Origin of the sequence: Pseudomonas helleri, assembly GCF_045830615.1 — a bacterium.
Classification (GTDB): domain Bacteria; phylum Pseudomonadota; class Gammaproteobacteria; order Pseudomonadales; family Pseudomonadaceae; genus Aquipseudomonas; species Aquipseudomonas helleri.
The window spans coordinates 4,922,453-4,936,626 of sequence record NZ_CP174501.1; the positions used below are offsets into that span (position 1 = coordinate 4,922,453).

Annotated in this window: 10 protein-coding genes; 9 read left to right on the forward strand and 1 reads right to left on the reverse strand. The window is 60.8% G+C overall.

Going from position 1 to position 14,174, the window contains the following annotated elements; genetic code table 11:
- Positions 1-37: 37 nt before the first annotated feature.
- Complete coding sequence (locus tag ACJJU9_RS22205; protein WP_407729548.1) at positions 38-5,293, reverse strand: dermonecrotic toxin domain-containing protein; 5,256 nt, start codon at positions 5,291-5,293, stop codon at positions 38-40.
- Positions 5,294-5,461: 168 nt separating this feature from the next.
- Between ACJJU9_RS22205 and cbiE the strand changes: the two genes are divergently transcribed.
- The 9 genes from cbiE to ACJJU9_RS22250 all read left to right on the forward strand — a co-directional run bounded on the left by cbiE (position 5,462) and on the right by ACJJU9_RS22250 (position 14,085).
- A complete protein-coding gene (gene cbiE / locus ACJJU9_RS22210) occupies positions 5,462-6,673 on the forward strand; it encodes a precorrin-6y C5,15-methyltransferase (decarboxylating) subunit CbiE (RefSeq protein WP_407729549.1) in 1,212 nt (403 codons plus the stop codon).
- A complete protein-coding gene (locus ACJJU9_RS22215; RefSeq protein ID WP_048366525.1) occupies positions 6,666-7,763 on the forward strand; it encodes a cobalt-precorrin-5B (C(1))-methyltransferase in 1,098 nt (365 codons plus the stop codon). The genes cbiE and ACJJU9_RS22215 overlap by 8 nt, the downstream gene beginning before the upstream one ends.
- Entirely contained in the window at positions 7,760-8,479 is a 720-nt protein-coding gene (locus tag ACJJU9_RS22220; protein ID WP_407729550.1) for a cobalt-precorrin-6A reductase, read from the forward strand. The genes ACJJU9_RS22215 and ACJJU9_RS22220 overlap by 4 nt, the downstream gene beginning before the upstream one ends.
- Positions 8,480-8,618: 139 nt before the next feature.
- Positions 8,619-8,942, forward strand: a complete 324-nt coding sequence (locus ACJJU9_RS22225; RefSeq protein ID WP_153331949.1) for a DNA-binding protein — start codon at positions 8,619-8,621, stop codon at positions 8,940-8,942.
- Between the two features lie 95 nt (positions 8,943-9,037).
- The gene (locus ACJJU9_RS22230; protein ID WP_153375847.1) at positions 9,038-9,436 is read left to right on the forward strand and encodes a DUF2946 domain-containing protein; all 399 of its coding nucleotides are present in this window, start codon (positions 9,038-9,040) and stop codon (positions 9,434-9,436) included.
- 47 nt (positions 9,437-9,483) lie between these two features.
- A complete protein-coding gene (locus tag ACJJU9_RS22235) occupies positions 9,484-9,978 on the forward strand; it encodes a copper chaperone PCu(A)C (protein ID WP_407729551.1) in 495 nt (164 codons plus the stop codon).
- A 48-nt stretch (positions 9,979-10,026) separates the two neighbouring features.
- A complete protein-coding gene (locus tag ACJJU9_RS22240) occupies positions 10,027-10,407 on the forward strand; it encodes a DUF2946 domain-containing protein (protein WP_048366529.1) in 381 nt (126 codons plus the stop codon).
- A gap of 100 nt (positions 10,408-10,507) precedes the next feature.
- Positions 10,508-12,598 carry a TonB-dependent copper receptor gene (locus ACJJU9_RS22245; protein ID WP_407729552.1) on the forward strand — a complete coding sequence of 697 codons (2,091 nt, stop codon included), beginning with the start codon at positions 10,508-10,510 and terminating at the stop codon, positions 12,596-12,598.
- 110 nt (positions 12,599-12,708) lie between these two features.
- Positions 12,709-14,085 carry a PepSY domain-containing protein gene (locus ACJJU9_RS22250; protein ID WP_048366531.1) on the forward strand — a complete coding sequence of 459 codons (1,377 nt, stop codon included), beginning with the start codon at positions 12,709-12,711 and terminating at the stop codon, positions 14,083-14,085.
- Positions 14,086-14,174 lie beyond the last annotated feature (89 nt).

A 14,174-nucleotide genomic window follows, 5' to 3' on the forward strand; every position in this document is an offset into this window, starting at 1 on the left:
TTGGGCAACCGCATGAAAAGCTTGCCGGACGGAATGCCTACACCGGCGTGCTCTCCTCAGGCACAACTGGCTGCACACGCCCCAATCGAGTGATCAACAGCACCACCGTGTCAGCATTGGCCAGCATCAACTCGACCCGCTTTTCCGGGTCATCGGTAAAGATCGACCGCGCTTCAGCCAAGGTTTGTACCCCGGTAATCGCCTTGACCTTGGCCTTGCCCGGATTGCTCGGAATATCCGCCCAGGTGTGCCTCTCGACATCAAATTGCTGAAACAGATACTCAGGCTGCAAGTGGGGTGAGTGGCACTCCTGAATAATTTGGTTAAACGCTTTGAGCTGATTGCCAAACTCGGTGGTGTCGTCCAACAGATCGTCGTAAGGAAAACCGGGGTTCAGGTAGTTGATGTCTTCGGTGTTTAACACCCCATGACTGACTTCGTGCAGCAGAAAAGACGCGCGGTAATGCGCATTGACGGCAAACGGCGGGTCGGTGGGTTTGAGGTACGGATGGCTCAAGGCTTGAGGCGTGTCGAACAGCGTGGTGAAAAAACGCTCACTCAGGAACACGCGTTTGTCGGTGTCCCAGCGATGAATCCAGGCCACCGCCTTGTCGTTGAAACGCGAGCGGCACACCACATAGTGGCGGGAAGTCAGTGGCGACAAGTCAGGGTGCAGAAACCGCGTCAACATCGGTTCTATGGTGAGATTCAGCCGATCCAGCAGGTGCGGTTCAAGGCTGGGCACATCAAAAAACTCTTTGATCAACTCGCGATGCGCGGCATTGCCGGCACCGGGTTCGTTCAATGTGTGCAGGGCATTCTGGCAACGCTCCAGGTAGGTGATGGCTTGCGCATGGGCGTCGCGGATGGCCAGGGCTTTATCCGGGAACTGACGCTGGATACTGCCCATGCCCGTTGCCTGGATCTCATGGGTGATGCGGTCGGCCAACGCCGCCGTGGTCGACATGACCGGCCCGCCACCGAGCAGCGGCTCATTGGGATCCAGCTCCCAGAGCTTGCGCGCATTGAGCTTAATCAGCGGGCCATCACGCCCCGCTCCAACATCTATGCGCCAGCGATCGCGCCAGGCCTGTACCCGGAACAGGCAGCCATCCAGATGCACATAGTGCAACTTCGTCTGTGGGTGGCTGAACAATTGCGTCTGCGGCTCTGTGCGCAAATCCAGCAACGTCACATCATGCACCTGAAAGGGTTCCAGCCCGGCGCGTTGCTGTGCTGTCAGGCGAACCGGTTCGACGACTGGTTCAACTGGCGCATGGCTGGCCGATGACGGGCGTGACACGCCATAACCACTGGCACACAGCGAGAGCATGGTTGCGAACTCGGCCACGGATTCGCCCCAATCCCCTTTTTTTGCGGCTTCGACTCCTTGCGACAACCAGCCCAGTGACTGCCAGACCACCAACGGAATATTGAGCCTGGCGGGCAGGAACATCAGTGCGCTGGTGATAACAAGCGACATCAAATACTTGAACGCCTCCCAGTCTGCCTGCGCAGTGGTTTCAGTTTGCGCCGCAGCCATTGTTAGCAACGCTTCGTAGTTGTCTTTGTACATCACCCTGAAGAGATTGCCGGCAATCGGGGTTTTGGCCAGAGTCGGCGGCAAGGCCTTGAGCAACAGCCAGTTCAGCGAGGAATCCCCATAACGCGCCAGATGCGGCTCGACAAAGCCGCCATGGTCATAAACTTTGCGGGTATAGGGCGCGATGCGTTGCAGTATGTCGGCCTGAAGCTCTGTATTGACGCCCAGATCCGCGAGCAAAGCCGCGTCATCAGCGTAGGCCTTGAAGGTAAAGCGCTCGCTGTAGGTGATCCAGAGAACTTGCGGGCCTGACTGCGGTTCTACCGGGCCGATGATATAGACGCCCCTGACTCGATCCGGGTCGGCGCCGGGCTCTTCGATCAATTCAAAGGGCCGCACGGTGATGTACACCTGGTCCAGAGCCTCACGCGCCGCGCCGTCAGGCATGCTGATGACATGGCAAATGTAGCGGTAGGCGGTTTCAAACTCCGGGTCCTGCAGTTTTTGTCGCATGGCCTGCTCCAGCATCTGCACGGCCAGTTGCTCGGCAAACTGCTGCTGACGCAGGGCAACGCCCTCCCGGCCAGGCGCCAGCATGGTTTCTATAAGGTCCTGATAATGTGTGCCAAGGTCCAGTTCCCGCACCAAGCGGCGTACATAGAGCGCATTCAAAGCGACGGGCAGCGCGCCGCCCTCCCGCAACCGCACAAACATCACACCCTGGTTAATGCGATGCAGGCCGTTCAAGGCGAACTGAGTGAGTGACTGCACACTGTGCGTGGTCGCAGCAGGTAGAAATGATGGCGTGCTGCCGACCGGCACGGGGCCCGCGAGGTACGTGTCGATAGCAATTTCAATAGCCTCGGGGTTGAGGTTGGCGCCCGGAAAATCCAGATCCAGACGCGCCGTCAGCAATGCATTGGAATACACCGACAGTTGCGGGATGTAGTGCAGATAACTTTGCACGGCCTCTGTGCTGTGCTGATAACGTTGCAAAACGTCGGCATAGGCCTTCTGATCAGCGGCGCTGGCAGACTTCAACCACTCAGGCAGCGAAGCCTTGAACCATTGCAGGCGCGCCATTTCACTGACACGCGCCACTTGCACGCCTGCCCTGCCAGCCATCAGCAGGCTCTTGAAACTGTTTTCAAAGCCCTGCGCCGAAAGGGGTGTTTTCAGGGCAAGGCTGCACACATGTCGGGTATCGGCCAGCAACTGGTTGATCACCGTGTTCTGGCTCTGACGAGCGAAGTCCTCCTCAAAGCGCTCGAAGTAAAACCAGCCATTTTGCCCGGCCGGTTGCCATTGTGGCGTGCCCTCCAGATAACTGATAACCCGCGCCTGATCTGAGGCATTCACATGCGTCAGTAGCCCCCAACGCAAGCCCTTGTCCATCAGGCGGGCTTCGAGCATGGCCTTGCACGCATCCACTGAGGCAAAACCTTCAAAGCCCAAAGTCGGGCTCCAGAACACGGCACGCCCTGCAGCGTCTGACTCCAGGCCGCCACGCTGGGTAAACAGCAAGCAGTTGGTGATGTCCAGCGCGCTTGCAACCCCTTCGAACGACGCGGTCAGCGCAAACACATCCGGCACAAATTGATCCAGCGCCGGGCGCTGATCACTGATCGGGTAAGCCAATACCACGCCAAGCACAGCCCTATCAGTGGCTTGAAGATGGTTTTCCAGACTCAGCAGGCGCAACTCTGCCCGCAACATGACCATTCTTAAGGTGCTGAGCCTGTCTACCAGCGCATCCGGACTCTGCGCTGGATGCGGGGCGTGAAAAAACGCCCACTGGCGCTGCACCATGAGTTGCACAAATGACGGCGACGCTTGTTCCAGCAGCGTCAGCAGCTTGGTTGCGGCCAATCGCCGGGTCGGTTTGAGCTCCCCGTTAGCTAACGGCTGCATGAAGACTTGAATCAGATCCGGGTTCTGCGGCAACGGCTGATAACCTGTCACCCGCTCCAGCAGCGCCTCGACCAGCGACAGTGAGCGAACGGGTACAACGCCCGGCTGCGGCGCTTGATCAAACACTTGAACCACAAGCCGGTGCACATCCGAGGGAGCATGCCCATGGGAAACCAGCAGCGTTTGCAGGCGAGCCTTTGCAGTCGTCTTCGCAGTGGGCCAATCGCGTAACAGCTCATCCACCTGGGCTTCTAGTCTGGGCAGCTTCACACTCAACAGATCAGCCTGGCCACTCTTGCTGCGCGGGGTGAGGGTCAACTCATGAGCATGAGGCATGAAGCGGCTGCTCCAGCGCTCCGGTGGGCTCAGTGCCAAGAGCCCCCGATCAATCAGATCGCGTACATCCAGCGCATGATCGACCCCCGCCAGGGCAATACGCCGGGCTTTGAACTCCTTCAACAAGAAGTCGACATCGCTGGCCTGCTTCTTGTGAATGGCCTGCACACAAAAGCCGAATACATCCGCGTCAATGTTTTCGACACTCAGGCGCAGCTCCTGCATACCAGCGAGCAACGCTTGCTGGTCCAGCGCGGCATAACGGGCAATGGAGTCATACAAGGCGGGGGCTCTCAACGGCGACAATATCGCGTCTTTAAGCCGGGCACGTGTTTCAAACTGCTGGAGGCCTTCAGCCCCGCCAAATAAAAAAACGGGTGAATTCAGCCCTGGAAAAAAGATGCAGAACACACCGGACAAGCCGACCTCGCCCTTGTCGGGGTCAAACACAGCCAACCGCGCAACCTGTGCCTGCACGTCCTTATAGGTGCCTGAAAGCACGTGCTGCAACTGAGCAAATTGCGCTACCGTCACCTTCTGCTCATGCAGGGCTTGCACCGTCTGGAGATAAAACATATCGGCCTGGCGGGCAACACAATAGTCATACAGCGCACGTCGCGGCAGCGACGCTGGCTGCCATGTACGGTTTAACGAACGCTGCATGCTGCCTGCCAAATCATCGGTGGCCTGCTTCAGTGCACGCTCAAAGCCTTGCTCTATTTCGCTGTGACTGAGTGATGCTATCGCCGCTGGCAGGCCCAGGTATTCACGACGGTGGTGGGCGGCAAAGCCTCCTTGCAGGAAGTAATCCAGCGCTATCGTACTCAGGCTCGCGGTAGTTACATCGCCCTCAATCAACGCACTGCTCCCCAACCGAGTGCTGCGTACCTGAAGCTTCAAGACTTCAAAATGAGGTCCGCGAAATTGGTTATTCACCGCGTAAGACACGTTGCCATCAAGCACCGAACGAAGTGTCGGCAGCCCCACAAGCGCTTGCAGCGTTTGCTCCTGACAACCGCGCAAAAAGCTCTCTATGGCCTGGCTGACACCGGCCATGACAGATCCCGACACTTGCCGTGTGACCAGCGACAAATAGCCTGCTTGGGTTAAATAGGGACGTACTTCAACAGGACAAAATCGCAGCAGCTCGTCGCTTTTTTGGGGGCTGTCCAACTGCAGCTGCAATGCCGTGCGCAACGCGCTTTTGGTGGCGAAGCGCTCAAACCTGCCGAGCGCGGTGAATAAAAACACAGCCGACGCCGGCGCCATGTCCAGCCTGAGGATCAGCCCGGCAACCCAGTGCACCGGGCGGTAATGATCGCGGGACACAATCGGGTAAAACGCATAAACCGCTCTGGCGCCAGTTTCGTCTTGAAGCAGCGAGCCCAGCCGCTCCTTTTCGTCGGCATTGATGATGCCCTTGGTCTGGGCGAGGTCGAGGCTTTTGAGGTACGTGTCGTGCAGCGCTTGCGGCGCATAAAAAGGCAAAGAAGGGGTGCTCATGGTTCAGCTCGCAATAGGGATAGGCATATCCCTGAACGCTACGCCGCACACAGCGTTGCAAGGCACTACTTAGTTAGGGGGCCAAGGCGCGCTATCATGCGGCCTGTATCCGCAGGCCTTTTGCCCTGATCCCGGATGAACGAACCGGTGTTTGAAATGAGGATTGGCATGTCGCCCTGGCTAACAGTTGTGGGAATCGGTGAAGACGGCTTCAGCGGTCTGGGCAAAAATGCGCGCCGGGCCTTGCTAAATGCTGCTCAAGTGTTTGGCGGCCAGCGTCAGCTCGATCTGCTACCCGCGTGCATCCGCGCTGAGCGCCTGACGTGGCCGAGCCCGTTTTCGCTGGCGCCGGTGCTGGCATTGCGCGGCCAGCCAGTGTGTGTGCTGGCCAGTGGTGACCCGATGCTGTTCGGCGTAGGCGCTAGCCTGGCACGCGTGGTTGAAAACGCCGAGATGCACGTGCTGCCCTCGCCCTCCTCTTTCTCATTGGCGGCCGCACGTTTGGGCTGGGCCTTACAAGACGTGACCACGCTGTCAGTGGTCGCCCGTCCGGTGGCTGCGCTCAATGCTCACTTGCACAGCGGCGCACGCCTGCTGGTGCTGAGCAATGACGGCAGCAGCCCGGCCACCGTTGCGGCGCTGTTGCGCGAACGCGGTTTTGGCCCGAGTCGCATCAGTGTTCTGGAGCACCTGGGTGGCCCGGCCGAACGCCGCGTTGAAGCCAGCGTTGACGAATGGAACGACCCGCCCGTCGCGGCCCTGAACCTGATTGCCATTGAATGCATCGCCTCGCCCAATGCGCAGCTGTTGTCCCGCGTCGGCGGCTTGCCGGACAGCGCCTTCCAGCACGACGGCCAACTGACCAAACGCGATGTGCGCGCCATCACCCTCGCCCGCCTCGCGCCCTTGCCGGGGCAACTGTTGTGGGACGTGGGCGCAGGCAGCGGCTCGATTGGTATTGAATGGATGCGCACCTACCCGAGCTGCCGGGCCCTGGCCATCGAGGCAGACAGCGGCCGTCAGCAACTGATCGAACACAACCGTGACGCGCTGGGCGTGCCGGGCCTGCAGCTAATTCGAGGCAAGGCTCCGCAGGCACTGGAAAGCCTGGAGCGTCCGGACGCGATTTTTATCGGCGGCGGCGTCACCCGCGAGGGTGTGCTCGACACCTGCTGGCAACAGCTCAAGCCCGGCGGGCGACTGGTGGCCAATGCCGTCACCCTGCAAAGCGAAACATTGCTGATGAGCTGGCGCGAACGCCATGGCGGCGAGCTGACGCGGGTTCACGTCGCCCAGGTCCAACCGCTGGGCGACTTTGATACGTGGCGCCAAGCGCTGCCAATAACCTTGCTAGAGATGACCAAACCCTTTGATGCGTGACGAAACCGCCGAACAACCCGCGCCCCTGCGCAGCGGCCTGACCACCGGCAGTTGCGCCACGGCCACCAGCCTGGCCGCCGCTCGGCTTTTGCTCAGCGGCGTCAGCCATGACGCCGTGGAAATCACCCTGCCCAAAGGCAAAGTGGTGACCATGCGTTTGGAGTTCTGCCGCACGCAGGCCGATGGCGCCGAAGCCGGCACCCTCAAGGATGCAGGCGACGACCCGGACGTGACCCACGGCGCGCTGCTGTACTCACGCGTTCGCCTGCTGCCTGATGCCGGCATCGTATTCGTCGCAGGCCAGGGCGTTGGCACGGTCACCCGCCCCGGTCTGGTGCTGCCCGTGGGCGAACCGGCGATCAACCCGGTGCCGCGCAAAATGATCACCGATCACCTGCAGCAACTGGCCGCCGAACACCACTATCACGGTGGCTTTGAAGTGACCGTCAACGTCCAGGACGGCGAATCGCTGGCCCTCAAGACCATGAACCCACGCTTGGGGATTCTCGGCGGCCTGTCGATTCTGGGCACCAGCGGCATCGTCCGGCCGTTTTCCTGTGCCGCGTACATCGCCTCGATCCACCAGGGTATCGACGTCGCCAAGACCAACGGCTACCTGCACATCGCCGCCTGCACCGGCAATGCCAGCGAAGACACCATGCGCCGCGTGTATAACCTGCCGGAGATTGCGCTGATCGAAATGGGCGACTTCGTGGGCGCGGTCCTCAAGCACCTGCGCAAAGTCCCTGTGGATAAGTTAAGCCTCTGCGGCGGCTTCGGAAAAATCAGCAAACTGGCCGCAGGCCATATGGATTTGCACAGCCGTCATTCCAGCATCGACTTGCCGCAACTGGCCGAATGGGCGGCTGCCATTGGCGCTGACCCCACGCTGCAAGAGGCCATCCGCCAGGCCAACACCAGCCAGCAAGCCCTGGCCATGTGCAGCGCGCAAGGCATCGCCCTGGGTGATGCGGTGTGCCAGCACGCGCTGGACTTCGCCCGCAGCGTGGTGCCGGCGTCGGTGCAGGTAGAAGTGTTTGCCATTGACCGCCAAGGCGCCGTTGTCGGCCATGCCGGAGGGTTTGCATGAAACGTATTTTATTGCTCGGCGGCGTGACCGAAGCACTGGCCATTGCCCGCACCCTGGGCCCGCAACACGTTTACAGCCTGGCCGGTGTCGGCCGCGTGCCCACCGATTTGCGCTGCGAAGTGCGGGTGGGCGGCTACGGCGGCGCTGAGGGGTTGGCCCACTACATGGGCGAACAGGGCATCGACCTGCTGCTGGACGCCACCCACCCTTACGCCGCGCAAATCAGCCAGAACGCCGCCCGCGCAGCCGCCCTCAGCGGCGTCCCGTGCTGGGCGCTGCGTCGCCCGGCGTGGGCGCCTCAAGCAGGCGATGACTGGCGCGAAGTGGCGAATTGGGCCGAACTGGTCCAGGCCCTCAAACCCTTCCAGCGCCCGCTGTTCACACTGGGCCGCGAGCCACTGGAACATCTGGACGAAATCCCGCAACAGCAGTACTGGACCTTGCGCGCCCTCGATGTGTACCCCGGCAATGAGCGCTGTGACGTCATCGGCGCCCGCGGCCCCTTCCGGATCGAAGAAGAACGCACACTGTTTGAGCAACGCCGCATCGACGTCCTGATCAGCAAAAACAGCGGCAGCAGCGCCACCGAACCCAAGCTCGAAGTCGCCCGCGAACGCGGAGTGCCGGTGTTGATTCTCAAGCGGCCAGTGTTGCCGCAAGTAGATAGGCAGTTTGAGACCGTCGATACGTTATTGCAGGCTTTACAACGAGTGTAGGAGCTGCCGCAGGCTGCGATCTTTTGATCTGCAACCGCCAAAAGATCGCAGCCTGCGGCAGCTCCTACAGGTTTCTGGCAGTTTTTCATCATTGCCACAAAAGCCGTAAACAAGCGACACAAGACACGAGGTAATTCCAATGGCTCTCACAAAAAGCTTCAAACAAACGATTGCTGAGCGAGCCGAACGCGAACCTGCTTTTGCTCAAGCACTGCTCGATGAGGCCGCAACGCTTTTTTTGAATGGCGAACCTGAAATGGCCCGAGTCATTCTTCGCGACCTGGTGAATGCTACGGTCGGATTTGAAAGCCTGGCCAAAGAAACAGCCAAACCAAGCAAAAGCTTGCATCGCATGCTTTCAGTCAGCGGCAACCCTAGCATGGATAATCTGGCCGCTATATTTTCGGTCATGCGCAGTAACCTTGGCGTTGAAATAGAAGTGCACGCAGTACCAGCACATTGATTAACGCGACATTTCGCCACACACACGGCCTTTTTACTTACGCAGGCCATTCAGGCTAAATAGCCGCCTTGATCTCTTCACTCATGGAATGTGTCATGTCCCGACAACGGTTTGCATTTGCCTGGATCGCCTGCTTCGCAGTGCTGTTCAACATGCTCGCCATGTCGATGGGCGGGGCCATGGCGTCCACTGGCAGCGAGCCGGCCGAGCAGGTGATGTGGAGCAGTTTCTGCACCTCCACGGGCACCCAGATGGTGGCCGTGTCGCTGGGCAAGTTCGACACCGCCGACAGCCACAAAGACGATCACTCAAACATGCAGCATTGCTGGTGCTGCTCTGGCTCGGCGCCGCTGGTGGCGCTGCCCGCGCATATCCCCACGCTGTATTTCGCTGCGATTGAACGGGGCCACAGTCAGCTCCCCGATCACCTCAAACGGCCCACCCCGCGCCAGCAATGGCCGAGCCTTAACCCCCGCGCTTCCCCTCTGGTCTGATTCGTCCTCGCAACCTTTTTGCGCCTGAATCATTTCGGAGAATGACCATGTTGAACCTGTCACTGTTCAAGCACGCCGTTATTGCGGCGGCTTTGTTGTTGCCTGCCTGTTTTGCCAACGCCCACGAATACAAAAGCGGTGATCTGCAAATCACTCATCCGTGGTCGCAAGAGCTGCCACCCAACGCGCCCACCGTGGCCGCGTACTTTGTGATCCATAACACCGGCAGCACCGCCGACCGCCTGCTCAGCACCGACACCCCGATTGCCGGGGGCGCCGAGCTGCACCAGCACGTGATGCAAGGCGACATGATGCGCATGCAGCCAGTGACCGACGTCGTCGTTGCCCCCGGTGGCACGGTGACCTTCGGGCCGATGGCGTACCACGTGATGCTGGTCGACATTAAAGATCGCAGCCTGCTGCAAGACGGCAAACGCTTCCCGCTGACCCTGCACTTCGAGAAAGCCGGTGACATACCGGTTGAAGTCTCGGTGCAAAAACAGCCCCCTGAAGACAACATGGAACACATGCACGCTCACTAACGACCCCGGTTTTTGAGCCCCATGCGCGCCCCTCGCGCCAGGCACTCCATGTCGCAGATTCGCGGCAGTTGGCTGAGCCTGTTTGCCATGCTGATGATTTTTATCGGCCCGCTGATTTCCCAAGCGGTGCCGATGAATCATCACGGCTCCATGTCGATGCCAATGTCCATGGAGATGGGCATGGACATGTCGGCGCACGGCGAACACGCCGGGCATCACGCGCCGTCTGCCGAGCACCATGCACTGTGGGAAAAATGCGGTTACTGCACGCTGTTGTTCAGTTGCCCGGCGCTGCCGCACACCGCTGACATCACCCTGTTCGACTCGCTGCGCCCCAAAAGTTATCTGGCACAGCCCACACGGCTGGGGCATGCGCAACAACCGATCTTCCCCGGCGCCCGCGCGCGGGCGCCTCCGGCATTCGTTTAAGCACGTTCACAACATCCTCTACCTGGCCGACCTGCAGGCGCTGCTTTAGACAGCCGCAGGGCGTCGGCCGTGTTGTTTTCGCTTGAATACTGGAATGCCTATGTCCCGCTTTACTGCTGCCTCCCGTTTGCCTCACGCCCACACGGTGTTGCCCTTTGCCCTGAGCACACTGTGCTGCGCGTTGCTGGCACCCGCCGCCCTGGCCGCCGAGACACTTGACGAGCACGCCACACACGCCAATGAAATCAGCCCGCTGGTGATTACCGCCATCGCCCCCAGTTCGCCGCTGACCATCGTTACCAACCCCAAAGACCCGCGCCAGCCAGTGCCCGCCAGCGATGGCGGGGATTATTTAAAGACCATCCCGGGCTTTGCCCTGATCCGCAATGGCGGCACCAACGGCGAGCCGATCTTGCGCGGCATGTTCGGTTCGCGGCTCAACATCCTCACCAACGGCGGCCAGATGATCGGCGCCTGCCCCGGCCGCATGGACACGCCAACCTCCTACATCGCCCCCGAAACCTACGACAAACTCACCGTCATCAAAGGCCCGCAAAGCGTGCAGTGGGGGCCGGGTTCATCAGCAGGCACGGTGCTGTTTGAACGCGAGCCCGAGCATTTTGGCGAGCTGGGGTCGCGCATTAACGCCAGCGTTCTGGCAGGCTCCAACGGGCGTTTCGACAAAACCCTCGATGCCGCCGTCGGGGGCACGCAGGGCTACCTGCGGGTCGTCGGCAACACCGCCCACTCCGACGACTACAAAGACGGTGACGGCCACACCGTGCCGTCGCGCTACGACAAATGGAACGGCGACGTCGCCCTCGGCTGGACCCCGGACGCCGACACCCTGCTCGAACTCACCGCTGGCAAGGGCGATGGCGAAGCCCGCTCGGCCGGACGTGGCATGGACGGCAGCCAGTACAAGCGCGAAAGCCTCGGCCTGCGCTTTGAAAAGTCCAACATCGGCGACGTGCTCGACAAGCTCGAAGCGCAGGTCTACTACAACTACGCCGACCACGTGATGGACAACTACACCCTGCGCACCCCGTCCGGCACCGGCATGATGGCCGGGCCCATGGGCGTTAACGTTGACCGGCGCACCCTCGGCGCACGCATCAAGGCCACCTGGCGCTGGGCCGATGTGCAGTTGATCAGCGGCATCGACGCGCAAACCAACGAACACCGCACCCGCTCCGGCATGGGCATCGACACCTACAAAGCGCAGAACTGGACCAAGGACGCCGATTTCCACAACTACGGCGCTTTTGCCGAGTTGACCTGGTACGCCGCCGAGCGCGATCGCGTGATCACCGGCGCCCGTCTGGACCGCGCCTCGGCCAAGGATTTCCGGGCCCGGCTAGGCTCGGGGATGATGAGCAAGCCCAACCCGACCCGGGACAACACCCGCGCCGACACCCTGCCCAGCGGCTTTGTACGTTATGAACATGACATGGCCAACAGCCCGACCACGGTGTACGCAGGCTTGGGCCATGTGCAGCGCTTCCCGGACTACTGGGAACTGTTTTCGCCCAACTCCGGCCCGGCCGGTTCGGTGAACGCCTTCGACGCCATCAAACCTGAGAAAACCACCCAGCTCGACGTCGGCCTGCAATACAAAACACAGGACCTCGAAGCCTGGGTGTCGGCCTATGCCGGGGTGATTCACGACTACATCCTGTTCGACTACACGCAAACCAGCTCCCAGGCGCAAAACATCAACGCCCGCATCATGGGCGGCGAATTGGGCGCCGCGTATCAACTGACCGAACACTGGAAGGCCGACGCGACCCTGGCCTACGCCTGGGGCAAAAACACCACGGACGGTAAAGCTCTACCGCAAATGCCGCCGCTGGACACCCGCCTCGGCCTGACCTACAGCGAAGACGACTGGAGCGCTGGCGCCCTGTGGCGTGTGGTTGCACGCCAAGACCGCATCGACCGCAACGCGGGCAACGTGGTCGGCAAGGACTACGGCAAGAGCGCCGGCTTTGGCGTGTTCTCGTTGAACGGCGCGTACCGCATCAACAAAAACCTCAAGGTCAGCGCCGGGGTCGACAACCTGCTGGATAAAACCTACAGCGAGCACCTGAACATGGCGGGCAACGCCGGGTTTGGCTACCCGTCAAACGACCCGACCGCGATCAACGAACCAGGCCGCACGCTCTGGACCAAGGTTGATGTGAGTTTCTAACAGCACCTTCCCCTGTAGGAGCGAGCTCGTCTCGCGATCTTTTAAAAATCCAAAGATCGCGAGGCAAGCTCGCTCCTACACCTGATGAATTCTTTGCGGAGCCGCTCCTGATGAGCCAACCCACACCGTCGTTCTACAACCTGGCCTGGCGCTGGCATTTCTATGCCGGGCTGTTTGTCGCGCCGTTCATGATTCTGCTGGCCCTGACCGGGATTATTTACCTGTTCAAACCCCAGCTCGACCCTTTGCTCTACGACCACCTGATCAACGTCAGCCCCGGCCATCACCGCCTCAGTGCCGACGATCAGCTTCAGCGCGTGCAGGCCACTTATCCACAGGGCCATATCAGCCAGTACCTGCCGCCGATCAACCCTGAGCGCAGCGCGCAATTTGTGCTCAGCAACGCCGGGCGCCAGCTCAATGTGTTTATCAACCCGTACAGCGGCGAAGTGCTGGGCGAGCAGGATGCCAAGCTCAACCTGCAAGCTGTGGCCCGCGCCCTGCACGGCGAGTTGATGATCGGCACCCTCGGCGACCGGCTGGTGGAACTCGCCGCTGGCTGGGGCGTGGTGCTGGTGGTGTCCGGCCTGTACCTGTGGTGGCCGCGCGGGCAATCTGCGGCGGGAATCTTGTGGCCGCGCTTGAGCCGTCGCGGCCGGGTCTTGTGGCGCGACCTGCATGCCGTTACCGGGTTCTGGGGCGCAGCCTTGCTGTTGTTCATGCTGATCAGCGGTATGACCTGGACCGGTTTTTGGGGCAAGCAATACGCCGACCTCTGGAACCAGTTCCCCGCCGCCATGTGGAACAACGTGCCTCAATCAGACGTTGAAGCCCGCACCCTGAACAGCGCCGCCCGCCAGACCGTGCCCTGGGCCATGGAAAACACACCGATGCCGGTGTCTGGCGCGCACGCCGAGCACATGGCCCACGGCGCTCACACGTCTGGCCCGGCGGCGCCCGGCATCACCTTGCAACAGGTGGTCGACACCGCCAGCACGCGCAAGGTCGAACCCGGCTACAGCATCACCCTGCCCACCACGGCACAAGGCGTGTTTACCATTGCGGTGTTCGCTGACGACCCGCGCAACGACGCCACCCTGCATGTCGATCAATACACCGGTGAAGTACTGGCCGATGTGCGTTGGCAGCATTACAGCAACGTCGCCCGCGCCACGGAAATGGGCGTGATGCTGCACGAAGGTAAGCTGTTCGGCTCGCTGAACCAGATCGCGATTCTGCTGATCTGCCTGATGATCCTGCTAAGTTCGACCAGCGGCCTGGTGATCTGGTGGAAACGCCGCCCCAAAGGCGGGCTGGGCGTACCGCCGCTGCGCCATGACCTGCCGACCTGGAAAACCGGGGTGGTGATCATCCTCGCCCTGGCGGTGGCGTTCCCCTTGGTCGGCGCCTCGTTGATTGGCGTCTGGCTGCTGGACCGTTTACTGCTGCTCGTGCGCTCAAAGCCTCAACATGAGCGCGCTTCATAGTGAGGATGAAACATCCGAGATGCGCGATCCAGAGATATGTGGATACTGGCACGCCAGTATCACGCGAGAAATTGTTGTTACTGTGTAAC

Coding starts and splice junctions, on each gene's coding strand:
- ACJJU9_RS22205 (WP_407729548.1), bottom strand. CDS start 5,293: ATGAGCACCCCTTCTTTGCCTTTTTATGCGCCGCAAGCGCTGCACGAC.
- cbiE (WP_407729549.1), top strand. CDS start 5,462: ATGTCGCCCTGGCTAACAGTTGTGGGAATCGGTGAAGACGGCTTCAGC.
- ACJJU9_RS22215 (WP_048366525.1), top strand. CDS start 6,666: ATGCGTGACGAAACCGCCGAACAACCCGCGCCCCTGCGCAGCGGCCTG.
- ACJJU9_RS22220 (WP_407729550.1), top strand. CDS start 7,760: ATGAAACGTATTTTATTGCTCGGCGGCGTGACCGAAGCACTGGCCATT.
- ACJJU9_RS22225 (WP_153331949.1), top strand. CDS start 8,619: ATGGCTCTCACAAAAAGCTTCAAACAAACGATTGCTGAGCGAGCCGAA.
- ACJJU9_RS22230 (WP_153375847.1), top strand. CDS start 9,038: ATGTCCCGACAACGGTTTGCATTTGCCTGGATCGCCTGCTTCGCAGTG.
- ACJJU9_RS22235 (WP_407729551.1), top strand. CDS start 9,484: ATGTTGAACCTGTCACTGTTCAAGCACGCCGTTATTGCGGCGGCTTTG.
- ACJJU9_RS22240 (WP_048366529.1), top strand. CDS start 10,027: ATGTCGCAGATTCGCGGCAGTTGGCTGAGCCTGTTTGCCATGCTGATG.
- ACJJU9_RS22245 (WP_407729552.1), top strand. CDS start 10,508: ATGTCCCGCTTTACTGCTGCCTCCCGTTTGCCTCACGCCCACACGGTG.
- ACJJU9_RS22250 (WP_048366531.1), top strand. CDS start 12,709: ATGAGCCAACCCACACCGTCGTTCTACAACCTGGCCTGGCGCTGGCAT.